Below are 23,147 nucleotides of genomic sequence, written 5' to 3'. Positions count from 1 at the left end.
TTTCAGGCGACTTCGCTCTTCGGCAAGACTACCCTTGATACTCGAGGTATTTTTTGCACAAAGCACTTCCGCTGCGAAGATCCAGTTCCTCAAGATAATGAGCCGCCAGATCCTTGGCCCCATAGACATCGTGCGCAATCATGGCTAATTTCAGAATCTCAAGATCGGTGGCCTCGCTCTTTCGCTTTGTGATGAACACCGCGTGTGCCCAGAGCCATTGGTCGGACGGCGCAAACGGGTCTGCGGGATCGGAGTGCGGCTTCAACAAGCGCGACCCATATCCGGTAAAGGTGTAGAACTGAAAGCCCAGCTTTCTCAGCTCGATTTCGACATCCGAAAATAATGGCTGACCCAGGTATTGCTCGACGAACTCGACCTCGATTTCAATTACGAGCGCTGTTTTTATCCATTTTTCACCATAATTGATCGCCATCAGATCCGATGCCTGTATATCGGATTTAATGTAATCCGGATAGAATGGAAGATCGACATCGTTTAGTTTTGTCGTCTGCACTCTCCGCACATTCACAACCTCGAGCCACTCCGCAATATTGTTATATTTTTTCATCAACTCGAGATTCGGCTTGTATAGCGATGAACATGTCTCCAGCTTGCACACGTACAGATCATGTTCATTGCCGTCGCCGAGCGCGGCCGAGATGACTGTCCCTTGGAAATCCGTTTCCGCACCATTGCCCGGCAAGTCAATTCCGACGGCAGCATGACGGTGAAGTTTTGTGTAATTGGAGGGATCTCCCGCGACTTGCCTGCAGCCGATATCAAGTACTTTAACTTCCGCGTCAACTTTAACAATGTCGTAGAGCTTCACTCGGCGTCCTGATTCTTGGCGGTTGGTTTCAATGCACCCCAAAAGCGGGGTGCACTTATCGCGAAAACCTAGATCAGTTGGACACGCTCGAAACGGACGGCGATCCCTTTCGGGTCAATGCAAACACTTTCGTCGGGTCCAAAACTTTCTGTTCCTGCTTCTGCACATCTTGTTGCATCACTCACCTCATTCTTGAAGATTGTTGATGCTTCACACTGTTGTGGAAGCGCTGCGCCATTGGCCAATGGCGCTTACGAATTTATTCGCGCAAGCCCTCGAATGTCAAGTAAACATGAAATTAAATAACTGAATTTTTAGCGGGATTGTGCAATCTTATTGAATTTGGTTGACGCAACCCACTCCTCAAGCGCTCAATCAAGCAACAAGCATCGCTGATACTCTCGCCTACTGAACCAATAACGACAAACCGTCTTGAATCTGCCACCTTGTGGATATGATTCGATTGCCGCCTCCATTGGCTTACGCTTGCTTCCCCACACATCGAAGAACGCTACGTAGCCCCCATCCGCATGGAATGATGCAATAGACATTTTTGTTTCGCCCAATGACTTTATAGAAGCAAAGAAGCGACCATGAGGAATCGTCAAATAGCGAGATGGTCTTTCAAATGAGGCAATGCATGGGATTGTTACACTTAAGCAACCGTCCAGGTCGCCATGGCGGATCTCAGTGAACTGCTATAGAAATCCTGAACAGAAATGAGTGTTCGTGTTTCGTAGCGAGTTTCCCAATGTGAACGGGAGGTCGGCGATGAAACGTAAACAGTCCTCGGTGGAGCAGATCGTGGCGGCGCTCAAGCAGGCTGAGTTGGGCATGCCGGTGGCGGATCCAATCCGGCAGTGGGGGATTTCCGAGCAGACGCATTACCGCTGGAAGAAGCAGGACGAGTGCCTGGAATCGAACCAGGTCCGCGAGCTGAAGCAGTTCCAGGACGAGAATGCGCGGCTCAAGAAGCTGGTCGCGGAGTTGAGCCTGAACAAGGCGATCCTGCAGGATATCGCCACAAAAAAGTGGCCACGCCCGCGCTGAAGAGGCCGGCCGTAACCTACATCATGGATCACTACGGCCTCAACACGCAGCGGTATAGATGTCGGCCGTGCCCCTGAAGCTCTGGTGCCGGCCGTTGACATTGATGCTGCGCCAGCCGTAGCTCGGAACCACCGAACTGCCCGGCGTGCCGCCGAACAGTTGCCACGGATGGACGTAGGGCGGGCCGAAACCGCGGTTCCGGCCGGCAGCCTGATCGAGGTCGTTGGACTCAGTCCGTCGTTGTTGCAGACCTTTTCCCCCAGCGCGCCGGAGGTCATGAACCGTACAAGCCCGGAGGCGGCAGGTAGGCGCTCTGTATGTCCGTGCCGCCGGCCGGACCGCCATAGGTCACACCTTGCGCCGCCAACGCGAAGCGCGCGGCGCCGTACTCGCGGCAAGCCGCCACATGACATCGTCGAAACCGAACTAGGCTAGCTATCCCAAGAGCAGATGCAGGGGAACGCTGACGCGTATCTTCAGCGGCCGCATCAATGGCGGATGATGGAAGGCATAACTCCAACGCAGATGTTTGATGCCAGACAAACGAAGCAGCCCGATCCGGCGGACGTATCCGCCCCTGCGAGCGCGACCTGACCGCCACCATTTCTCATCGCTGAGCAATCGGACGCTCGCCAATGAGTGGGGAATCGATCATTTATTTTTATAGTGATACCTAAATACATCCAGGATAAAACCGCTTCATCGCTTCTGCGTCCATGCTACCAATCCAGAACCGATTGTTTGCCTCGCGCTCGGCTTACGCAGACCATCATGATGTTTTGTGATTCATTCTCTGCCTGGCTCAAAGATGAGTCACGGTGATCAGGTTCACCTGCGAACACGGGCACCGCGCGTGTACCTCAATATCCACCCTCATCTCATTAGGAGGTGCCACCATACAGATAGCAATCGCCTTAACAACCTCCGCGATCGAAACGCGGTCCTGATGAAGATGCATTGGCCAATTTATTAAATTTTTTTAGAAAAATACCTGTTACCGGCTGAGTGCCGCCCAACCGGGCTTCGAGTCATATATTTTAACGAGGATCAATATGGATTGATGCGGATTCCAGATACCCGCACGGTACACGCAGATAAAAATTTACCTAGGATGAAATATCTCAGCGCATTGAACTGGTTAATTTTTTCTAGACTAATCGCCTCAAATATCCGGATCGGGAATCCGCGCCGACTGGATCACGACCAGCGTGTCCCCCGCCTCGATCCGGCACGGCGGATCCTCGTAGAACGAAAAGATCTTCCCGCATCGATCGAGCCCGACGACGATCGCGCCCGGCACGACATTCGTCATGCAACCGACCTCTTGCGGCATCGCCTCGCGCTCCAGCAGCGTCGCGCGGCCACGCGTCGACAGCATGTCGTTCACGAACGGCACGATATAGCGGCTATGCACGGCATCCGCGAGCAACAGCGCGCCGATCTTCGTCGACGACACGATCACGTCGGCGCCCGCCTGCCGCAGTTGCCGCTGGTACAGGTTCTCCTGGATCCGCACGACGATCTTCGTGTCGGGCGCGATGCTGCGCACCGACAACGTGAGCAGGATCGCGGTCGGATCGTCGGTCACCGAAATGATCACGGCCTTCGCTTCACGCACCTGCGCCTGCTGCAGCAGATCCTCGTGCGCGGGATCGCCGAGCAATCCCGCCACGCCGAGCGACGTCGCGGCCTCGATCGCCTGCTGCTGCGAATCGATCACGATGAGCGTCGCCGGATCGACGCCGCTCTCGAGCAGTTCGCGCACCGCGATCGAGCCGGACAGGCCATAACCGCATACGACGATGTGATCGGACAATTGCTTTTGCAGGCGTTTCATGCGGAATTCCTCGACGACGCGCTGGATCACGAACTGATAAGCCGTGCCCAGGAAAATGAACCAGATGACGATGCGGATCGGCACGATGAAGAACGCATCGATGAGACGCGCCCGTGCGGTGACGGGCACGATGTCGCCGTAGCCGACTGTCGCGACCGTGACCATCGTGAAGTACACGAGATCGGCGACGGTCATCGGCGTGCTCTTGGTCGAATCGCGCAACCCGTCGCGATCGAGATACAGCACGAGGAACGCGAGCGTGCACAGCAGCACGACCGCGCCGATACGGAACAGCAGCGTGCGCCGCGGCGACGTCGCGGGACGCGTGAACAACGTGCGCGCACGCGGCGCCTGCCACGGGTTGCGGGCGCGACGCAGGCGTGAGCGCAACGAGCGGCGCTGGGCGGAGGGCGAAGCCAACGGGGAATCTCCTGAAGGATGCGGGCTCGATTCTACGATGGGTCGGCCGCGACCGGCCGACGTCATCGCGTCGATTCTTCCGTTACAACATGCTGCGCGGCCGCACCATCGTGCCGTCGACGAAGCGCTGCGCGCGAAACGCCGACAGGTCGAGCGACGGCGCGCCCGTGTCGATCCATTCGGCAAGCAGCCGCCCGACGATCGGCCCCATCGCGAAACCGTGGCCGCAGAACCCCGTCGCAATCGCGAGCCCGGACGGCGTGCCCGGCGCATCGATCACCGGAATGCCGTCGGGCAGCACGTCGATCAGGCCGGCCCAGGCCTCGACGATCTGCGCATCCTTCAGCGCAGGGAAGATCGCCTTGAGCTTCGCGAGCGCGCGCGGCGCATGCGCTCGATTCGGCTGCGGCTGCGGATCGCGCGGCTCGATCGGCCCTGTCGCACCGTTGATGCGGGCCAGCGCATCGCGCCACGCGGACCCGTTCACGTGCAGCCGGAATTTGTCGCGCTGCGACCAGAACTCCGGCCAGAACAGGCTCAACCCGCGCAGGTGGCCGAGCGTCAGGTCGACGTCGACCTGCATGTCGTCGGCGAGATTGATCGCACCGTTCTTGCGCTGCCGGATGCCGAGGCCGTGGCCCCACACCGTAGACGCCGACACCGGCGGCACCACATTGGTGCGCATGCAGGTGCCGCGCACGGCCTGCTGCGGCAGCCGGATGCCGACGCCGTCGAGCAGCCGGAAGCTGGTCGCGCCGGCCGCACAGATCACGCGCCGCGTGCGAATCGTGCCGCGCTCGGTCACGACGCCGGCCACCGCACCGCCGGCCGTCTCGATCGCGGTCACGCCGCAGCCTTCGAAGAAGCGTGCGCCCGCCTCGGCGGCACGGGCAGCGAACGCGGCGGCCACGCGGCGCGGCTCGGCCTGCCCGTCGGTCGCGGTGTACAGCCCGCCGAGCGTGCGTGCCTGCGGCGAAAGACCGCTGACACGCTCGTCGATCTGCGCGCGCGTCAGCGTGCGCGTGTCGAGCCCGTGCTCGCGCGCGACAGCGAGCCACGCGTTGAACGACGCCCAGTCCGTTTCGTTGTCCGCAATATAAAGACAGCCGCCTTGCCGCCATTCGAGATCGAAACCGAGCGTTTCCTCTAACTCTTCCCAGATCCGCATGCCGGCCATCATCAGCGGCACCTCGGCTGCTTCACGGCCCTGCTGCCGCACGAAGCCCCACGCACGAGTCGACTGCTGTCCGGCGATGCGCGACTTGTCGAGCACGACGGCCTTCAGGCCGCGCAGGCCCAGGTAATACGCGGCTGCGCAGCCCATGATGCCGGCTCCGGCGATCACGATATCGGCGTCGGTCGGGAAAGGAGTGCCGGCGAGGGTCAGGGCATCGTGCAGCGGATAGGTTGTTGTCATTGTTTCCTGTCAGGCGTTAATGCGTCGGAATACGGACCTCGGTGGTAACGTCGTGACACACCTTTCACACAAACGCACCTTTCACGACACTGGATAACGACCATTTTGCGGTAAAGTTATCTTTTCCGCGCGTGGCCGGTCGGCTCGCCCCTGGACGTCATGAAGACTGTCCGTCGAGACTGCCGCAAGGCGTCGTTCTGAACGTCACGATCCGTTCCCGTAGCATGACCACTGAAGCAATCACCACGGATTCCCTCGCGGTTGCCGAGCGCGTGCGCGAGCTGATGACCCGCAACGGCATCGGCAAGCGCCAGCAGACCACCGAGCTGTGCCGCATCCTTGACCTGAGTTTCTCGCAAGGCCACCGCAAACTGCGCGGCAGCAGCCCCTGGACGCTCGCGCAGATCAAGAAAGTCGCCGAAGCGTACGGCGAACCCGCCGCCCAGCTGTTCGGCGCGCAAACGCTCGACCCCGGCATGGTCGGCGCCTATTCGCAGGAAGCCGTCCTTTACGCGGGCGTCGCGGAGATTCCGTGCACTGCATGGATCGGCGCGCCGCTCGAAGCCGGCGCGCGCCCCGAATTCGTCGCGTATGAACAAAACGGCCGCTGGCGCGTGCTGCGCCACACCGGCGTGCTGTACCAGAACGCGTACGACGTGCACAAGATCGAGATCTATCCGCGCCGTGCGGAGAGCGACAAGCTCGTCGTCGCGGTGATCGACCCCGATCGCGTCAGCGCGACCGAGCTGTGCCGCTATCTCGAACGCCAGGGTTTCGCGACCGCCGCATTCGACGGCCTCGCGCCGTTCGTCGATGCGCTGCAGGGCCAGGCGTTCGACGCGGTCCTGACCGAATGGCTGTTCGACGACAGCACGGCCGCCACTGCGATCAAGGCCGTGCGCACGTCCGACAACCCGGGCGCACCGATCTTCGTGCTGACAGGCGACCTGCTCACCGGCCGCGCGAGCGAAGCCGACATCAGCGAAGTGATCCGCGCGTTCGACGTCGTCTGCTACGAAAAGCCGGCGCGCATGGCGATCCTCAGCGCCGATCTCGCGAAACGGCTCGCCCGCGGGTAACGCCCCCGGGCCGTTCCTTCCTCCGGACGGCCAACGTCCGCGCGGCACGGCGGTCGTGTCGTGAACAGGTTGATAGCTCAGTACAATAGCCGCACCTGTTCACGCCCACGCCGGCATCCGCCGCCCGACGCCATGGCCCGCCTCATCCCCGACGACTGGAAAAGCCTCGCCGCAACCGGCGCGGCCGAACGCGAGCGCGAAACGCTCGCCGCGCTCGAACACGCGCTGCCCGACAGCTACACCGTGTATCACGGCGTGCACTGGACCCGCGCCGACCAGGCGTTCTCGGTGTTCGGCGAGGCCGCGTTCGTCGTCGTGAGCCCGGCCGGCCGTGTGCTGCTGATCGAACAGAAAGCCGGCTTCCTGCGCGAAACGCCGAAGGGGCTCGTGAAGGTCTATCTGCAGAAGGAACGCAATGTCCCGATCCAGCTCGCGCGCACGCAGGAAACGCTGCACCGGCGCCTGACGGCCGCGCTCGGCGCCGGTGTCTATGGCGTCGAGGCGCTGCTGTACTGCCCCGACTACTCGATCCGCGACGCATCGATCGCCGGCGTCGCGGCCGACCGCATCGTCGATGCGTCGCGCAAGGCGCAGCTCGCGCAGGTGATCCTGCAGATCCTGCCCGAGGACGACGAGCACTTCCCGAACGCACCGAAACTCCACCATTTCCTCGCGGACGAGCTCGCGCTCACGCCCGACACGAGCGCGCTCGTCGGCCAGGCCGGCACGCTCGTCACGCGGCTGTCGGGCGGGCTCGCCGCGTGGGCGCGCCAGCTCGAATTCGCGCCGTTCCGGCTGCGCGTCACCGGCACGGCCGGCTCGGGCAAGACGCAGCTCGCCGTGCAGGCGATGCGCGATGCGGTCGCGGCCGGCAAGCGCGTGCTCTACGTGTGCTTCAACCGGCCGCTCGCCGACTACATCGCGCGCATCGCGCCGCCCGGCGCGAAGATCGCGAACTACCACCAGCTATGCGACTGGGTCGCGCGCGACGGCGGCTATACGCCCGACTTCCAGGTACCCGGCGAATTCGAGCGGCTCGAGGCGCGCTTCGCGGAAACGCCGATCCCCGGGCACTGGCGCTTCGACGTGCTGGTCGTCGACGAAGGGCAGGATTTCCATGCGCCGTGGGCAGCCGCCCTGGAGCGCTTGCTGGCGCCGGATGGCGCATGGTGGTGGCTGGAAGATCCGCTGCAGAATTTGTATATGCGCGAACCCGTCGCACTGCCGGGCTGGGTCACGCTGAAGGCGCTCACGAACTACCGCAGCCCGCGCGACCTGCTCGAATTCGTGCGCGACATCGTCGGCCGGGTCGAGCCGCTCGCGGCCGAGCTGCGCTCGGGCAGCCCGTTCGACGGTTCGGATCCGTCGGTGTCGTCGTACGGGGAAGCAGGCGCGTCGGGCGACGCGTTGGCCGACGCCTGCATCGACGCGACCAAGCGGGCGATCACGCACGCGCTGTCGCTCGGCTTCCGCAAGCAGGACATTGCGGTGCTGTCGTATCGCGGCCGCGAAGGCTCGGTGCTCGCGCCGCTCGACCAGCTCGGCCCGCATCGGCTCAAGAGCTTTACCGGCAAGTACGACCTGTTCGGCAACCCGGAGTATCGCGAAGGCGACGTGCTGCTCGATTCGATCTACCGCTTCAAGGGCCAGTCGGCGCCGTGCGTGATCCTCACCGAAGTCGACTTCGACACGCTCGACGCGCGTGCCGCGCGCAAGCTGTTCGTCGGCGCGACGCGTGCGACGATGAAACTGCTGATCGTCGCGTCGTCGCGCGCGGCCGCGCAACTCGCGGCCGTCTGATGTAACGGGCCGGCGACCGGCGGGCAGGCACCCGCCCCGTCGCCGACGCCGGTCGATCAGGCTACGCGGAACGCGCCGACCGCGCGGCGCAGCCCGTCGGCCTGCTCTTCCAGCGACGCGGCCGCCGCCGCGGCCTGCTCGACGAGCGCCGCGTTCTGCTGCGACACCTGGTCCATCTGCGACACAGCGCGGTTCACCTGTTCGATCCCGTCGCGCTGCTCGCTCGACGCGGCCGCGATCTCGGTCATGATGCCCGTGACGCGTCCGATCGCCTGCTGGATGTCCTGCATCGTCGCGCCGGCCGTGCCGACGAGCCGCGAGCCGATCGCGACGCGCTCGACCGATTCGCCGATCAGCGTGCGGATTTCCTTCGCCGCGGAAGCCGAGCGTTGCGCAAGCGTGCGCACCTCGCCCGCGACCACCGCGAAGCCGCGGCCCTGCTCGCCCGCGCGCGCGGCTTCGACTGCCGCATTCAGCGCGAGGATGTTGGTCTGGAACGCGATGCCTTCGATCGTGCCGATGATGTCGGCGACCTTCTGCGAGCTCTGGTCGATCTCGTTCATCGTGCCGATCACCTCGCCGACGACCGTCGCGCCGCGCGTGGCGATCTCGCTCGCGGTATCCGCGCAGGCCTGCGCCTCCACCGCATTGTCCGCGTTCTGCTTCACGGTCGCGGTGAGCTGCTCCATGCTCGCGGCCGTCTCCTGCAGCGCGGACGCCTGTTCCTCGGTGCGCTGCGACAGGTCGGTGTTGCCGGCCGCGATCTGGTGGGTCGCCGTCGAGATCGCTTCGGAACCCTGGCTGACCTGACGCACGGTGTCCGCGAGGCTGCGCTGCATGCCGGTCACGCCCTTGACCAGTTCGGCCATCTCGTCGCGCGACGACCAGCGCACTTCCGACGTCAGGTCGCCGTCCGACAGGCGGCGAAAATGCGACAGCAGGCGATTCACCGGCTGCGTGATCGCGTAATGCAGACCAATCGCGCAGCCGAGGCACGCGGCCAGGCCGAACGCGATACCGGCGATCGCGCCCGCGCGCATCCAGCCGTAATAGGTCTGCGCGGTGTCGTACACGTCCTTGCCGCGTGCGACCTGGTACGCGTCGAGCGCATCGGTCGCCTGCGTGAGCGCGACCGACAGCGGCGGCGCCACCGACATCAGCAGCCGGTCGGCCTCGTCGCGGCGGCCGTCGCGGACCGCGTCGATCATCGGCTTCAGCGCCTGCCCGATCAGTGCCTGGCGTGCGGCGTCGAGGCGGCTCGCGAGCGGGCCTTCGTCGCCGTCGTGCGGCATCGACGCATAGCCGCGCCACGCGGTGTCGGCCTTCGCGAGATAGTTCTCGGCCTTCTTGACGAGATCGGGCACTTCCGGCGCTTCCGGATGCAGCATCGCGCGGTCGAGCGTCGTGCGCACGATCGTCAGGTTCAGGCTGGCCGCGGACAACGCGGTCTTCGCAGCCAGTTGCTGCGTATAAGCCTCGTCGAGCGCGCGGTTCGAACTCTGCATGCCGGCGAGGCCGATCAGCCCCGACACGACGAGCAGCACGGCAACGAGGCCGAGCGTGGAGAAGATCCGCGTACGGATCGAGAAACGGGAAAACAGGGCGTTCAGGTTCATGACGGGACGTGAGCGGTGAAAAATGCCGCGGCAATCGGTCCGCAGCACTCTGGATTACGGTTTGCCTGCAAAAAACTTGAGTCCGTCCCCGCTTTCCCCTGATCCCGGTCAATTTTTCGGGCCGGCAATCTCCTGTTACGGTTGCAACACATCGAGGCTGGGCAGAAATTGACTAGTCAACCATCCGCCGCTATAGTTCGACACAATTCCCTGCCACGGCAGATATATCAATGACAACCGACACCCTCCTCACTCCGCCGGCCGCCGAAACGGCCCGCCGCGACGCGCCGACCGGGCTGATCGTCGCCGCGCTGCTGCTCGTCATGCTGTTGTCCGCACTCGACCAGACGATCGTGTCGACCGCGCTGCCGACGATCGTCGGCGAGCTCGGCGGGCTCGACCAGTTGTCGTGGGTCGTCACCGCGTACCTGCTCTCCTCCACCGTCGTGCTGCCGCTGTACGGCAAGCTCGGCGACCTGTACGGCCGCAAGATCGTGCTGCAGGCCGCGATCGTGCTGTTCCTGGCGGGCTCCGCGCTGTGCGGCGTCGCGCAGGACATGACGCAGCTGATCGTGCTGCGCGCGCTGCAGGGGCTGGGTGGCGGCGGCCTGATGGTCGTCACGATGGCCGCGATCGGCGATCTGGTGCCGCCCGATCGCCGCGCGCGCTACCAGGGGATGTTCGGCGGCGTGTACGGCCTTGCGACGATCATCGGCCCGCTGCTCGGCGGCTTCCTGGTCGAACACCTGTCGTGGCGCTGGATCTTCACGATCAACCTGCCGCTCGGCTTTCTCGCGCTCGCGGTGATCGGCGTCGCGTTCCGGCCGCACACCGCGCACGTGAAACACCGGATCGACTACATGGGCGCCGTGTTCCTCGCCACCGCCCTCACCTGCGTGATCCTGTTCACGAGCGAAGGCGGCTCGCTGCTGCCGTGGACGTCACCGCAGCTGTGGATGACGCTCGTGCTCGGTGTCGTCGCGATCGGCGGCTTCATTTATGAAGAGCGGCTCGCGGCCGAGCCGATCATGCCGCTCGAACTGTTCCGCCATCGCACCTTCGTGCTGGTCAGCCTGATCGGCTTCGTCGTCGGCATCGCGCTGTTCGGTTCGGTCACGTTCATCCCGCTCTACCTGCAGGTCGTGAAGGGTTCGACGCCGTCGCAAGCCGGGATGCAGTTGCTGCCGATGATGGGCGGGATGCTCGTGACGTCGATCGTCAGCGGCCGGCTGATCTCGCGGCTCGGCTCGTACCGGATGTTCCCGATCCTCGGCACGCTGGCCGGCGGCATCGCGATGGCGCTGCTGTCGACGCTGACGCTCGATACGCCGCTGCACACGATGTACGCATACATGGCGCTGCTCGGGATCGGGCTCGGCATGGTGATGCCCGTGCTCACGCTCGCCGTGCAGAACACAGTCGAATTCCGGCATATGGGCGTTGCGACGTCGGGCGCGACGCTGTTCCGCTCGATCGGCGGCTCGCTCGGCGTCGCGGCGTTCGGCGCGTTGTTCTCGCACGGGCTGCAGTCGCGGGTGATGGCTGCGCTGCCGGCCGGCACGGAGCTGCCGCCCGCGCTCGGCCCGGCTGCCGTGCATCAGTTGCCGGATGCCGTGCGCGACGCGTATCTGCATGCGTTCGCCGGTTCGCTGCATGTCGTGTATCTGGCGGCGGCGACCGTCATTGCGATCGCGTTCGTGCTCGCGTGGTTCGTCGAGGATGCGCCGCTGCGCAAGCACAACTGAGCCTCCCGTGGATCGCGACGCGCGCGTCGAGCCGTATCGCGATCCGCATCCTCCCGCTATCAAGGCACCAGCACGACCCCACCCTTCGTCGCGCGCGACTCCATCAATCGGTGCGCATCGGCCGCCTCTTCGAGCGGCAGCCGCGCGCCGATCTCCACGTGCATCCCGCCCGCCAGCCGTTCGAGCGTCGCGCGCGCAGCCTCCCGATATCCGACAACGTCACGCGCGATGAAGCCGAGCACGCTCGGCCGTGCCAGCGCGATCGACCGCACCGGCCCCAGCTCGTCGAGATCGAACGTCTGCCGCACGCCGATCGCGGCCACCTGCCCGATGCTCGCGACCATCCCGAACGGACGAACCGCGCCGAGCGTGCGCGTCAGCACGTCGCCGCCGATCCCGTCGATCGCAAAATCGACCCCCGCGCCGCCGCCGAACGCGCGTGCCGCCGCGACAAAATCCTCCTCGCGGTAATCGACGACCGCCTCGGCGCCATGCGTACGCGCAAGCGCGGCCTTCGCGGCCGACCCGACCGTGCCGAGCACCCGCGCGCCGAGCGCACGCGCCCATTGCGTCGCCAGCAACCCGACGCCGCCGGCCGCCGCATGCACGAGCACCGTGTCGCCGGCGCCGACCTGCCGGACGTGATGCAGCAGCATGTAGACGGTGATCCCTTTCAGCAGCCCGGCCGCGGCGGCTTCGTCGCTCAACCCGTCGGGGATCGGCAGCACGCGCTCGGCCGGCATCGTGCGCAGGCTCGCATAGCTGCCGGTCGGCATGCCCGCATACGCGACACGCTGGCCGGGGACGAGATCCGTCACGCCCGGCCCGACCGCGTCGATCACGCCGGCCGCCTCGACGCCGAGCGCATCGGGCAGCGCCGGCAACGCGTGCGCGCCCGTCCTGAAATAGATGTCGACGAAATTCACGCCGATCGCGGTCTGGCGAATCCGTACTTCGCCGGCACCGGGCGGCGCGACGGGTGCATCGACGCGGCGCAGCACGCCGGCGTCGCCGTAACGGTCGATCCCGATCCGGATGGCGGTGACAGGCTGGGTCATGACGTTCCTCACAATCGAATTGAAGTGACACGATCATCCCATCGTGCATAATCGATCGGAATTCCCGCCAATCGCCCATCTACTGTGCAAAATTCGACCGATCCGGATCCCGTTCCCGCGCTGCCGATGAGCTGGGACGACATCCGCTATTTCCTTGCGGTGATGCGCAGCGGCAGCCTGTCGGCTGCCGCGCGGGCGCTACAGGTTCAGCATTCGACAGTCGCGCGGCGCATCGACGCGCTGGAGTCCGCGCTCGGCATCCGGCTGTTCGACCGGCTGCCGCGCGGCTGGCCGCCGACCGACGAAGGGCTGCACCTCGCCGAGCACGCGACACGCCTCGAAACCGACGCGCATGCGTTCGCGCGCGCCGCCCAGGGCGCGGCGGCGCTCGACGGCGTGGTGCGCGTATCGGCGTCGCCGGTGTTCGCCAGTCATTTCCTCGCGCCGCGGCTCGCCCGCGCGCAGCGCGCGTGGCCGGCACTGCGCATCGACCTGCTGGGCGAGATGCACGCGGCGAACTTGTACGCGCGCGAAGCCGATCTCGCGGTGCGGCTGTCGCGGCCGACCGAGCCGGGGCTCGCCGCACGCCGGCTCGGCACGATGCGCTTCGCACTGTGCGCCGCACCGGAATGGGCCGACGCGCCGCCCGACACCTGGCCGTTCGTCGGCTACGACGACGCGCTCGCGCAAACGCCGCAGCACCAGTGGCTCGCCCGCTTCGCGGCCGGGCGCCGTTTCGCGTTCGTCACCAACGACCTGGCCGCGCAGCATCGCGCGTGCGCGGCCGGTGCCGGCGTCGCGCTGCTGCCGAGGTTTCTCGTCGACGATCCGGCTGCGCACGCCGGTGCGCCGCTCGTCGAGCTGACGGCCGCGCCGCGTTGCGACATCGAGCGCGAGATCTGGCTCGTGGTCCACCCGGACGTGCGCCGGTCGCCGCGCGTGCAACGTGTCGCCGATGCAATCGCCGAAGCCGTGCACGCGGCGGACGGCCGACTGTAGGCGAGTGCCTCCGCACGCGGCTTTGCCACGCGCTCCGACGGCCGGCATAGTAGCGGTTTGCGTTCTGAATTCGCCGGACCCGCCGCCATGCCCACCGCTCCCGCCTGCGTCGTCCGCGACGCGACCGACGCCGACCTCGAGGCGATCCACGCGATCTATGCGCACCACGTGCACCACAGCGTCGCGTCGTTCGAGGAAACGCCGCCCGACGTCGCCGAACTGCGCGCGCGTCGCGACGCGGTGCTGCGCCAAGGGCTGCCGTACCTCGTCGCCGAATGCGATGGCCGCGTAGCCGGCTACGCGTACGCGACGCCGTACCGCACGCGCAGCGCGTACCGCTTCACGATCGAGGATTCGATCTACATCGACGATGCGCAGCGCGGGCGCGGGATCGGCCGCGCACTGCTCGCCGCACTGATCGAACGCTGCGAGGCCGGCCCGTGGCGGCAGATGATCGCGGTGATCGCCGACGGCGGCACCGGCGGCTCGACGTCGCTGCATCGCGCGTTCGGCTTCGAGCCGGCCGGCATGCTGAAGGCGGCCGGTTTCAAGCACGGCCGCTGGATCGATACGGCGCTGCTGCAGCGCCCGCTCGGCGAAGGCGCACGCACGCTCCCCGTCTCGCCCGAGCCTGCCTCGTCGCGCTAGAATGGCCGCATGTCAAAACAGACTCATTCCACACCCGACGAGGCGGCGCCGGACTCCCGCAACGAGTACACGGTCGACGAACTCGCGCGCGTGTCCGACACGACCGTGCGCAACGTCCGCGCATACCAGGATCGCGGTTTGCTCGCACCGCCTGAAAAGCGCGGCCGCGTCGGCATCTACGACGACACGCATGTCGCACGACTGAAGGTGATCAACCACCTGCTCGCGCGCGGCTACACGCTGTCGAACATCCAGGACCTGATCAAGGCGATCGACGAAGGCCATGACCTGCGCTCGATCCTCGGCCTTGAAAATGCGATCGGCGGCCGCTGGTCGCACGAACTGCCGAAGACCTATTCGCTCGCCGCGCTCGCTCAGATGTTCGGCCCGCAGGCGACCACGCAGCTGTCACGCGTGACCGAACTCGGCCTGCTCGAACGACGCGGCCTGTCGTTCGTCGCGAAGAGCCCCGCGCTGCTCGAGGCAGCCGCCGCGATGACGAAGGAAGGCATCCCGCCGCGCGAACTGCTCGACGTGATCAGCCTCGCGCGGCCGCATTTCGACGCGATCGCGCGACTGCTCGTCGATCTCGTCGTGAAGCGGCTCGACCGCTACGACGCGGGCACGCTGCCGCCCGCCACCGACGTGCCCGAGCTGGTCGACGCGATCTGGCGCCTGCGTCCGCTCGCGGCCGTGTTCGTCGAAGGCGAGACGAACCGTGCGCTGGAAACCGCGGCGAGCGCGTATCTCGGCGGCCGCGTCGCAACGATCCTCGACAAGAAGCTCAGCGACGAGGCCGCGCGGCAGTCCGACACAGCGGCATCGAAAGACGGCAGCGACGAAGCATAGCCACGCCGCCGTCATATTGATATCGGCAATGCTTCGTTTGCGGGCACGATCGCCCATGCGACGATTCTTCCAACCGAGCGTCACTGACGCTCGCCCGAAGATGTTTTGCATGGAGTCCGTTCGATGATTCGTTTTACCCGCTGGATCGCCCGCACCGCCGCCGTCACGCTCGTCGCGCTGTCCGCCACGCCGGCCTTCGCGCAAGGCGCCGCCGACAAGGTCGTGCGCATCGGCTACCAGAAAGCCGGCCTGCTGTCGGTCATCAAGGCGCAAGGTTCGCTCGAAGCGCGGCTCAAGCCGCTCGGCTATGGCGTGCAGTGGTTCGAATTCCCGGCCGGCCCGCAACTGCTCGAGGCGCTGAACGCGAACAGCATCGACTTCGGCTATACGGGTGCGCCGCCGCCCGTGTTCGCGCAGGCGGCCGGCGTGCACTTCGTCTATGTCGGCGCGGAACCGCCGGCACCGCACAACGAAGCCGTGGTCGTGAAGGCCGATTCGCCGATCCGCTCGGTCGCCGGCTTGCGCGGCAAGAAGATCGCGTTGCAGAAGGGCTCGAGCGCGAACTACCTGCTGCTCGAAGCACTGAAGAAAGCCGGCGTGCGCTACGACGAAATCCGCCCGGTGTACCTTGCGCCGGCCGACGCGCGCGCCGCGTTCGAGAGCGGCAACGTCGATGCCTGGGTCGTCTGGGATCCGTACTATGCAGCCGCGCAAAACGCGCTGAAGGTGCGCACGCTGTCCGACTACACGGGCCTCGCGGCGACCAACAACTTCTACGAAGCGACGCGAGACTTCGCGCAGCAGCATCCCGACGTGGTCGGCGCGATCCTGAAGCAGGCGCGCGAGACGGGCCAGTGGGTCAACACGCATCCGGCCGACACGGCCGCGCTGATCGCACCGAAGGTCGGCCTGCCGCAGCCGCTCGTCGAAACGTGGATCAAGCGTGTCCCGTTCGGCGCGGTGCCGCTCGACGACAAGATCGTCGCGGCCCAGCAAGGTGTCGCCGATGCGTTTTATGCAGCGAAGCTAATTCCGCAGAAGCTGAGCGTGGCCGACAACGCATGGGTCGACAAAAGTGGGGCGAGTGCGCTCGCGGCGAAATAGCGGAAACGCAGCGCGCAACTGGTCAAAAAGGCCGACGGGCGCATGACTCGTCGGCCTTTTTTGTTCTTGCCGGGTGCTTCCGGAAACGCGAGACGAAGTGTCGGCGTTCGGCTAGAGTGCGGGTCTCGCTTTCGTGCCGATCGTGGACGACCGCGAAGCGATTCCCCCGTCGCAAGATGACCCGTGGTCCGAAAGGCCTCTTCGGGTCGTTCAGGGCCATCGATCACATCAGGCCCTCCCCGACCTGGACGTCATGCCGGGTGGCGCGCGCAGCCAGCCGGGGCCACATCGCCTCATCCGCAAAACGGACCGTCAGGGGAAACAGTTACAAGTTAACGATTGACGTCACCACCGCCCAGCGGTTAGTGTATCGTCCGAAGTTCAAGAAGTCCGATTGCTGTTCATCAATTGATCGCTCCTCAGCGGTATTCGTTGTCCACTCCCTCCTTGATGCTTCACGCGCTCTTTTAACAGAGCAAATCTTCGTATATTTTTTCTCAAGGAATCTTCATGGATACCGGTATCGTCAAGTGGTTCAACGACAGCAAAGGCTTTGGCTTCATCACGCCCGACAACGGCGGCGACGATCTGTTTGCTCACTTCTCGGAAATTCGCGCCGACGGCTTCAAGACGCTGGCTGAAAATCAGAAGGTGAGCTTCGAAACGAAGCAAGGCCCGAAGGGTCTGCAAGCGGCTAACATCAAGCCGCTGTAAAGTTTGAAGGACCCGGCCTCCCGTAACGGACGCCGGGTTGCAGCGACATCCTCGCGGAGATTGGTCTCCCAAAGTTGGCGCGATTGCTCTTAGCTGCATCGGTTCATCCAGCAGCTCGCCGAGCGCCACACGCCTCGTTGCACTTCATTCCCCCTCTGGCTGCCAAGCCCTTTTTCGCTTTACGACTGCTTCAGATTCAGCCCGCAATGGCTTTGAATCGGCGCACCCGTGCACACTTGGCACGGCACGCGCGCACTCGAACATTATTAAAATTAAAATGCAGAACAACCAAATTCAACAGTACAACGGCTATGCCGTTCAACCCTCGGCGCATCGTTTGCCCGACGGAAGTTTTTCATCCAACCTGCTGCTCGAACGCGCCGGTAGCCCACGCACCGAAGGCCGCTACCAGTTCTATTCGCTCGACTACTTCACGAGCGAGGAGCAGGCGTTGCAGCATTCGGCCCGCTGGGCACGCAACTGGGTCGACACGCGCGGCTAAAGGCAGCGCCCGGCCCTCGATCCAGCAACACACAACGCGCCGGCGGCCTGCACCGGCCTGCTTGCTTCACTAGCCCCCCCTCTCCGCCGGCCCCGTTGACCGCGATGTCGAGGGTCTCGAACCGCTCTCATCCAATCAGGCAAGCCCTGGTCGGTAGCCAGCGCGCGGCGGGGGCGCATCGGGAAACACGCCGCCGATCACTTCGGCCGCGTGTTCCAGCAAGTTCGCGCACTGTCCGATGACGACGACACCTGCGCATCGCGCTGAGCGAAATGCGTCGCGGTAGCCGGGTCGATTCACGTCCCGCTACCACGCGCCGACACGCCAGCCGATTCATCGCACCGCCTCAGAGATCGCCGTTCGAAGACAACCACTCGGGTTCATACGCACCCAGCGCACGCGCCGGATAAAACCATCGGAGCGGCGCATCATCGATCCGCACTGGCGGAAGGAGCCGGGATGCCGGCCCCCACGACGTCGGTTCGACGTGTTCCGCGCGATCACGTTGACCGTCGGCGACCAGTTCGACCACCTCGCTAACGGGCTCCGACCGCAACTGCAAATCGGCCGCCGTACGCGCCAGCGACGCGCGAACCTCGGTACCGACGCCCAGTTTCATTCGCGTCGTCAGCCCGCGGATGGCGGCCGTCGCCATCAGGTAACCCGTCGCATGGTCGATGGCCTGAACGGGCAGGTTCACCGGTTCATCGCGGCCCATCACGCGCATGCCCGCCTCGGCGATTCCCGTGCTCGTTTGAATGAGGCTGTCGAAGCCGCGCCGGCAGCGCCATTCACCGCTCCAGCCATAAGCGTCGAGCGACACGTCGATGAGCGCAGGATTCAGTTCGCGCCGATGCGCAGCATCGAGTCCGAGGCGCGCCAGCGCATCGGCCCGATAACCGTGCACGACGATATCCGCGCCGGCGAGCAACTGCTTGAGCGTATCGAGATCCGCGGCATCCTTCAGGTTCAGCCGCGCACACCGCTTGCCGAGGACGACTTCGGGCACCGTGCCCGGTTCTTCCCAGCCGTACGGATCGATGCGCAGCACGTCGGCGCCCAGGCCCGCCAGAAACCGTGTCGCCACGGGGCCTGCGAGAATGCGCGTCAGGTCGAGCACGCGGATGCCGCGCAACGGCCTGTCTTTCGAAGGCCGCCAATCATGCGCGACGGCATCGGTCGCGGCATGAACATGCAGCAACGGTTCGGTTGCGACCGCCTTGCCCTGCGGATGCTCGGCCCACTCCCGCGCCGAGTACATCGCCGCCGCACAACCGCCGCGCTCGACGATCGCGTGTTCGAGCGCATCGGCATCCCAGCGATTCACCGCTTGCGCGACCGACTGCGCATCGCCGGCACAGTCGAGCACCGACAACGCGGCCAGCCGATGATGCGGCGCATTGGTGTGCAACCGGATCCACCGGTCGCGCGCCCGATAGTTGCCGGCCACCGGATCCCATTGAGGCGGCATCATCCAGCCCTGCGGACGCAGCGATGTGCCGAACCACAGCGACGCCATGCGCCGGTCGACCCGAACCGCCGGCAACGTTCCGGTCGACGCATGCAGCAATTCGGCAACGGACGTCCCGGCCGCGCCGATCGCCGCCGTGGCCAGATCGGTTACGCGAAACGCGGAGACAAGTTCTCCCGCGCCACTGAAGCTGCACGACTCGAGAAAAGCCGGTGCCCCGCCCGCCGCCAGCCAGAACGTCCGCAGATGACGCGACACCCGATCCTCATCGGCCACGGCCCGTTCCCTCGACATTTGATCGACACGCATGTTCGCCTCGCATGAATTAAGTGAAGCAAAGATCGTCTCGCTCGCATTTGCTGTCAACGTTGATTATCCTGATCAACCTGTCGAACGATTCCCCCTGCGCACGATGTCGAACTACCTGAATTCGACCGAAGCCGCGGCACGGCTCGGTGTCTCGCGGCAAACCCTCTATGCGTACGTCAGCCGCGGCCTGCTTCGCGCGGAACCGGGCAGCAGCCACCGTGAAAGCCGCTACCTCGCGGCCGACGTCGACCGCCTCGCCGATCAACGTGCACGCGGCCACAAGCCGAAGGAAGTGGCAAAGGCCGCGCTGAACTGGGGCTCGCCCGTGCTCGAATCGAGCATCACGTTGATCGACGGCGGCCGGCTCTTCTATCGCGGTGTGGATGCACTCGAGCTCGCTACCCGCGCGAGTCTCGAGGATGTCGCGGCGCTGCTGTGGCGATGCGACGAGCAGACTGCTTTCGGCCGCCGCGTCCCCACGACGCCCTCAGTACTGCGAACGCTTTTCAGGCACTACGACAATCAACGCGCCGAGCAGGCGTTGCTGCCGCTCTTCACCGTCGCAAGCGAGGACGCGCCAACGGCAATCTGGCATCAGTCGGCCGATCGCCACGCACAGGGCTGCGGCGATCTCGTGCGGATCCTGGCGGCGTGCCTGCTGCGCACCCGGATCGATACCGCACCCATCCACGAGCAATGCGCACGGGCATGGGGCGTCGGGCCTGCGGGCGCCGAGCTGATCAGGATGGCGCTCGTGCTGTGCGCGGATCACGAACTGAACGCGTCGAGCTTCACGGGGCGATGCATCGCGTCGACGAACGCGAGCTTGCGGGCCGTCGTGGTCGGTGGCCTGGCCGGCTTGTCGGGCGAGCGTCACGGCGCCGCCACCGCGCGTGGTGAAGCGCTGTGGGACGAACTGGGCAATAAGGATGTCGAGCAGAAAATGGGCGAGCGCCTCGCCCGGGGAGACGGCTTGCCGGGCTTCGGACATGCGCTCTATCCCGACGGCGACGTGCGCGCGACGTATCTGCTGTCGCGGATCCTGCCGCGTCATCCCCAATGGAAAAGGATGATCGATGCAGGGAGCGCGCTCGTCGGCCAGAAACCCTCGCTGGATCTCGCGCTGGTGGCACTGCGCCGACATTTGCGGCTTCCCGTCGGTGCCGCTTTCGGGCTGTTCGCGCTTGGCCGCTCGATCGGCTGGATCGCGCATGGGCTGGAGCAGCGCGAGCAATCCGATCTCATCAGGCCGCGCGCGGTTTATACGGGGACCTGGCCAGATGGCGCCGGGGCGGATCATGCACGATCCCGCGGACGATCGGGAAAGCAGCAAACAACGCAAGCCGCAGCGCCGAAAGACGACATGCTTGCCGCTTTTTTCAGGAATCGATAGCTTGTCGCTTGATGTGATGACGTCGGCGCACATCATCGGTGACATGCCAACGCCTCGTTGGTGGACGAAAGCAGCCACCCGCTGACATTTCGCGGATGTCGTCAACGGGTCGGCAAAGTCCCTCCACGGAAATCCGCGAAGACTTTTCGCCGGTTCCACGGAATGCAAACCGCACACCGCGCGCCGATCCGGCGACGCGCGCACCGCACCGGCGATGCGCACATCCTCGGGCATGCTGACTTACTTCAGCGCCCCCGCCACCTTCTTCTGCCGCCACAGACACAGCAGATCACACGCAACATGCGCGGCCGCGATCGCCGTGATGTCCGCGTGGTCGTACGCGGGCGCAACCTCGACCACATCCGCGCCGACCAGGTTCACCGCGCCGAGCGCGCGCACGATCGCGAGCGCCTGCGCCGACGACAGCCCGCCCGCGACCGGTGTGCCGGTGCCAGGCGCGAACGCCGGATCGAGGCAGTCGATATCGAAAGTCAGGTACGTGGGCCGCGCGCCCACGATATCGACGATCCGCTCGACCGCCGCGCGCGCGCCATGGTCATGCACCCACGCCGCATCAAGCCGCTCGATCCCGAGAAAGTCGTCGTTCCACGTGCGAATCCCGACCTGCACCGACGTCGCCGGATCGATCAGCCCTTCCTTCACGGCCTTGTAAAACATCGTCCCGTGATTGAGGCTGTCCGGATCGTCGTCGGCCCACGTGTCGCAGTGCGCGTCGAAATGGATCAGCGACAGCGGCTTGCCGTAGCGCTCCGCATGCGCGACCAGCAGCGGATACGTGATGTAGTGGTCGCCGCCGAGCGTCAGCATCTTCGCACCGGAGCCGAGGATCGTGCGCGCATGCTCGACGATCGCGGGCTTGATCGACAGCGGGTTGTGCGCGTCGAACCAGCAGTCGCCGTAGTCGACGGCCGCGAGATCGTCGAACGGATTGAAACCCCACGGATACGGATGAAGCTCCGCGAGTTGCACGCTCGCCGCGCGGATCGCAGCCGGCCCGAGCCGCGCGCCGGAGCGGTAGGTCGTCGCGAGGTCGAGCGGCACGCCGGAGATCGCGACGTCGACGCCGTCGAGCTCCCGCGAATAGTTGCGCCGCATGAACGACAGCACGCCCGCATAGGTGTTTTCGATCGACGAGCCGTACGGCGTCGTGCGACGGATCGCGCCGTCGCCGTGGAGAAGTTCGGTCATGGTCGGACCTGTTTTCGTGGGGAGGCCAGCCCGCCCCGCTTCGCATCAGCGCACGGGCCGGGCACGGCATGGATTCATCGGGCACGCACCGGCTTGCGCATCCAGTCGCGCGGCCGGGCGGAACAACGACAGCAACAACCACCTCGACAACGGCAATACCGCGGCGATCATAGCAAGCCGAATTGAAGTCGTTGCCCCGGTTCAACCGGGGCAACGTGCTGAAGCTTTCCGCCGCCGGCCCCGGCCCCGATTCCTAGAAGGATTCGCCGGTTTTCCCGCACCCTTTCTTCCGGATAATGGCCGACAGCCGCGCCCTCGACGGCGCGCCGTCCACCGCAGACAACAACAAACCGGAGACACCCGCCTTGATCGCCACGCTTCCCGCCACCTACCGCCGGCTCTGGCCGCTCGCCGTCATCGCCGCGCTGCTGTACGGGCTGTCGCTCGCCGCCGCGCCCTATCCCGGCCAGGCCGCCGCGAAAGCCGCGATGGGGATCCTGCTGCTCGCGGCGGGCAGCACCTGCGCCGCGCCGCGCGAACGCGCGTGGCTGTGCGCGGCGCTCGTGACGGCCGTGCTCGGCGACGTGCTGCTCGCGCTGCCCGACTGGCCGCTGTCGTTCGTCCTCGGCCTCGGCGCATTCCTGCTCACGCACGTGTGCTATTGCGCAATCTTCATGCGCTGGCGCGCCCGGCAGCACGGCTGGCGCATCGTTGCGCTCGTCGGGCTGTGGATCGCCGCGCCCGCGTTCTACGTGGCGTTCTTCCCTCACCTCGGCGAATTGCTGGCACCGGTCGCCGTCTACATGCTCGTGCTGTGCGTGATGGCGAGCTTCGCACTCGCGGCCCGCACGCGCGGCCCGCTGGTGGCCATCGGCAGCCTGATCTTCGTCGGCTCCGACACGCTGATCGGCGTCGGCCGCTTCCTCGGCGGCTTTCCGGGCATCGATTACCTGATCTGGGGCCTCTACGCGCTCGCACAGGTCACGATCGTGGCCGGGGTTTTCCATGAGACGGCCGCCCGATCGATCCGTCCCTGATACTGTTTCAAACAGACCGCCGCGCGCCGGCGGTCTCGCCTGCTCCCTCTCTCGCCCTGCC

18 protein-coding genes and 1 pseudogene are annotated in these 23,147 nt (G+C 65.4%); 12 read left to right on the top strand and 7 right to left on the bottom strand.

All coding sequences use genetic code 11. The features are described 5' to 3' along the window. Window positions 1-28: 28 nt before the first annotated feature. Window positions 29-829 carry an FkbM family methyltransferase gene (locus BCEP18194_RS28595; RefSeq protein WP_041493252.1) on the bottom strand — a complete coding sequence of 267 codons (801 nt, stop codon included), beginning with the start codon at window positions 827-829 and terminating at the stop codon, window positions 29-31. Between the two features lie 771 nt (window positions 830-1,600). Between BCEP18194_RS28595 and BCEP18194_RS28590 the strand changes: the two are divergent. Beyond that, window positions 1,601-1,944, top strand: a pseudogene (locus tag BCEP18194_RS28590) (transposase); the annotation flags it as partial. Window positions 1,945-3,041: 1,097 nt separating this feature from the next. On the opposite strand, the gene BCEP18194_RS28585 reads toward BCEP18194_RS28590, so the two are convergent. Then, complete coding sequence (locus tag BCEP18194_RS28585) at window positions 3,042-4,136, bottom strand: potassium channel family protein (protein ID WP_041493251.1); 1,095 nt, start codon at window positions 4,134-4,136, stop codon at window positions 3,042-3,044. Between the two features lie 82 nt (window positions 4,137-4,218). Beyond that, complete coding sequence (locus BCEP18194_RS28580; RefSeq protein ID WP_011354766.1) at window positions 4,219-5,553, bottom strand: NAD(P)/FAD-dependent oxidoreductase; 1,335 nt, start codon at window positions 5,551-5,553, stop codon at window positions 4,219-4,221. Window positions 5,554-5,777: 224 nt separating this feature from the next. Here BCEP18194_RS28580 and BCEP18194_RS28575 point away from each other — a divergent pair, with 224 nt between their 5' ends. Beyond that, window positions 5,778-6,632, top strand: coding sequence for a helix-turn-helix domain-containing protein (locus BCEP18194_RS28575; protein WP_006485970.1), 855 nt, complete (start codon window positions 5,778-5,780; stop codon window positions 6,630-6,632). A gap of 132 nt (window positions 6,633-6,764) precedes the next feature. After that, the gene (locus BCEP18194_RS28570; protein WP_011354765.1) at window positions 6,765-8,432 is read left to right on the top strand and encodes an ATP-binding domain-containing protein; all 1,668 of its coding nucleotides are present in this window, start codon (window positions 6,765-6,767) and stop codon (window positions 8,430-8,432) included. A gap of 56 nt (window positions 8,433-8,488) precedes the next feature. Here the strand turns inward: BCEP18194_RS28570 and BCEP18194_RS28565 are convergent, their stop codons facing one another. Further along, entirely contained in the window at window positions 8,489-10,048 is a 1,560-nt protein-coding gene (locus tag BCEP18194_RS28565; RefSeq protein WP_011354764.1) for a methyl-accepting chemotaxis protein, read from the bottom strand. Between the two features lie 230 nt (window positions 10,049-10,278). On the opposite strand from BCEP18194_RS28565, the gene BCEP18194_RS28560 reads away from it, so the two are divergent. Beyond that, window positions 10,279-11,793, top strand: coding sequence for an MDR family MFS transporter (locus tag BCEP18194_RS28560; RefSeq protein ID WP_011354763.1), 1,515 nt, complete (start codon window positions 10,279-10,281; stop codon window positions 11,791-11,793). A gap of 59 nt (window positions 11,794-11,852) precedes the next feature. Here the strand turns inward: BCEP18194_RS28560 and BCEP18194_RS28555 are convergent, their stop codons facing one another. After that, complete coding sequence (locus tag BCEP18194_RS28555) at window positions 11,853-12,851, bottom strand: quinone oxidoreductase family protein (protein WP_011354762.1); 999 nt, start codon at window positions 12,849-12,851, stop codon at window positions 11,853-11,855. Between the two features lie 126 nt (window positions 12,852-12,977). Here BCEP18194_RS28555 and BCEP18194_RS28550 point away from each other — a divergent pair, with 126 nt between their 5' ends. The 6 genes from BCEP18194_RS28550 (at window position 12,978) to BCEP18194_RS28525 (ending at window position 17,667) form a co-directional block, all read left to right on the top strand. Next, a complete protein-coding gene (locus tag BCEP18194_RS28550) occupies window positions 12,978-13,850 on the top strand; it encodes a LysR family transcriptional regulator (protein WP_050781662.1) in 873 nt (290 codons plus the stop codon). A gap of 87 nt (window positions 13,851-13,937) precedes the next feature. After that, window positions 13,938-14,498, top strand: a complete 561-nt coding sequence (locus BCEP18194_RS28545) for a GNAT family N-acetyltransferase (RefSeq protein ID WP_011354760.1) — start codon at window positions 13,938-13,940, stop codon at window positions 14,496-14,498. 9 nt (window positions 14,499-14,507) lie between these two features. After that, the gene (locus tag BCEP18194_RS28540; RefSeq protein ID WP_011354759.1) at window positions 14,508-15,347 is read left to right on the top strand and encodes a MerR family transcriptional regulator; all 840 of its coding nucleotides are present in this window, start codon (window positions 14,508-14,510) and stop codon (window positions 15,345-15,347) included. A gap of 123 nt (window positions 15,348-15,470) precedes the next feature. Further along, complete coding sequence (locus BCEP18194_RS28535; RefSeq protein ID WP_011354758.1) at window positions 15,471-16,451, top strand: sulfonate ABC transporter substrate-binding protein; 981 nt, start codon at window positions 15,471-15,473, stop codon at window positions 16,449-16,451. A 510-nt stretch (window positions 16,452-16,961) separates the two neighbouring features. Then, window positions 16,962-17,165: a cold-shock protein gene (locus tag BCEP18194_RS28530; protein ID WP_006485974.1), complete on the top strand. Its 204-nt coding sequence runs from the start codon at window positions 16,962-16,964 to the stop codon at window positions 17,163-17,165. A gap of 277 nt (window positions 17,166-17,442) precedes the next feature. Next, window positions 17,443-17,667, top strand: a complete 225-nt coding sequence (locus tag BCEP18194_RS28525; RefSeq protein ID WP_011354757.1) for a hypothetical protein — start codon at window positions 17,443-17,445, stop codon at window positions 17,665-17,667. Between the two features lie 346 nt (window positions 17,668-18,013). Here BCEP18194_RS28525 and BCEP18194_RS28520 read toward each other — a convergent pair whose 3' ends face one another. Next, window positions 18,014-19,447 carry a CoA transferase gene (locus BCEP18194_RS28520; RefSeq protein ID WP_011354756.1) on the bottom strand — a complete coding sequence of 478 codons (1,434 nt, stop codon included), beginning with the start codon at window positions 19,445-19,447 and terminating at the stop codon, window positions 18,014-18,016. A gap of 103 nt (window positions 19,448-19,550) precedes the next feature. Between BCEP18194_RS28520 and BCEP18194_RS28515 the strand changes: the two genes are divergently transcribed. After that, window positions 19,551-20,840, top strand: coding sequence for a citrate synthase family protein (locus BCEP18194_RS28515; RefSeq protein WP_011354755.1), 1,290 nt, complete (start codon window positions 19,551-19,553; stop codon window positions 20,838-20,840). A gap of 240 nt (window positions 20,841-21,080) precedes the next feature. Here the strand turns inward: BCEP18194_RS28515 and speB are convergent, their stop codons facing one another. Then, window positions 21,081-22,049, bottom strand: a complete 969-nt coding sequence (gene speB / locus BCEP18194_RS28510) for an agmatinase (protein ID WP_011354754.1) — start codon at window positions 22,047-22,049, stop codon at window positions 21,081-21,083. Between the two features lie 365 nt (window positions 22,050-22,414). Between speB and BCEP18194_RS28505 the strand changes: the two genes are divergently transcribed. After that, window positions 22,415-23,086 (top strand): lysoplasmalogenase, encoded by a 672-nt coding sequence (locus tag BCEP18194_RS28505; RefSeq protein WP_041493523.1) that lies wholly within the window; start codon window positions 22,415-22,417, stop codon window positions 23,084-23,086. Window positions 23,087-23,147 lie beyond the last annotated feature (61 nt).

The organism is Burkholderia lata (genome assembly GCF_000012945.1).
Lineage (GTDB): Bacteria > Pseudomonadota > Gammaproteobacteria > Burkholderiales > Burkholderiaceae > Burkholderia > Burkholderia lata.
This window is presented reverse-complemented; position numbering and strand designations above follow the sequence as displayed.

Bases quoted from the DNA above. Each gene is read 5' to 3' on its own strand.
- BCEP18194_RS28580 (WP_011354766.1), bottom strand. From the start codon at position 5,553: ATGACAACAACCTATCCGCTGCACGATGCCCTGACCCTCGCCGGCACT.
- BCEP18194_RS28575 (WP_006485970.1), top strand. From the start codon at position 5,778: ATGACCACTGAAGCAATCACCACGGATTCCCTCGCGGTTGCCGAGCGC.
- BCEP18194_RS28570 (WP_011354765.1), top strand. From the start codon at position 6,765: ATGGCCCGCCTCATCCCCGACGACTGGAAAAGCCTCGCCGCAACCGGC.
- BCEP18194_RS28565 (WP_011354764.1), bottom strand. From the start codon at position 10,048: ATGAACCTGAACGCCCTGTTTTCCCGTTTCTCGATCCGTACGCGGATC.
- BCEP18194_RS28560 (WP_011354763.1), top strand. From the start codon at position 10,279: ATGACAACCGACACCCTCCTCACTCCGCCGGCCGCCGAAACGGCCCGC.
- BCEP18194_RS28555 (WP_011354762.1), bottom strand. From the start codon at position 12,851: ATGACCCAGCCTGTCACCGCCATCCGGATCGGGATCGACCGTTACGGC.
- BCEP18194_RS28550 (WP_050781662.1), top strand. From the start codon at position 12,978: ATGAGCTGGGACGACATCCGCTATTTCCTTGCGGTGATGCGCAGCGGC.
- BCEP18194_RS28545 (WP_011354760.1), top strand. From the start codon at position 13,938: ATGCCCACCGCTCCCGCCTGCGTCGTCCGCGACGCGACCGACGCCGAC.
- BCEP18194_RS28540 (WP_011354759.1), top strand. From the start codon at position 14,508: ATGTCAAAACAGACTCATTCCACACCCGACGAGGCGGCGCCGGACTCC.
- BCEP18194_RS28535 (WP_011354758.1), top strand. From the start codon at position 15,471: ATGATTCGTTTTACCCGCTGGATCGCCCGCACCGCCGCCGTCACGCTC.
- BCEP18194_RS28530 (WP_006485974.1), top strand. From the start codon at position 16,962: ATGGATACCGGTATCGTCAAGTGGTTCAACGACAGCAAAGGCTTTGGC.
- BCEP18194_RS28525 (WP_011354757.1), top strand. From the start codon at position 17,443: ATGCAGAACAACCAAATTCAACAGTACAACGGCTATGCCGTTCAACCC.
- BCEP18194_RS28520 (WP_011354756.1), bottom strand. From the start codon at position 19,447: ATGCGTGTCGATCAAATGTCGAGGGAACGGGCCGTGGCCGATGAGGAT.
- BCEP18194_RS28515 (WP_011354755.1), top strand. From the start codon at position 19,551: ATGTCGAACTACCTGAATTCGACCGAAGCCGCGGCACGGCTCGGTGTC.
- speB (WP_011354754.1), bottom strand. From the start codon at position 22,049: ATGACCGAACTTCTCCACGGCGACGGCGCGATCCGTCGCACGACGCCG.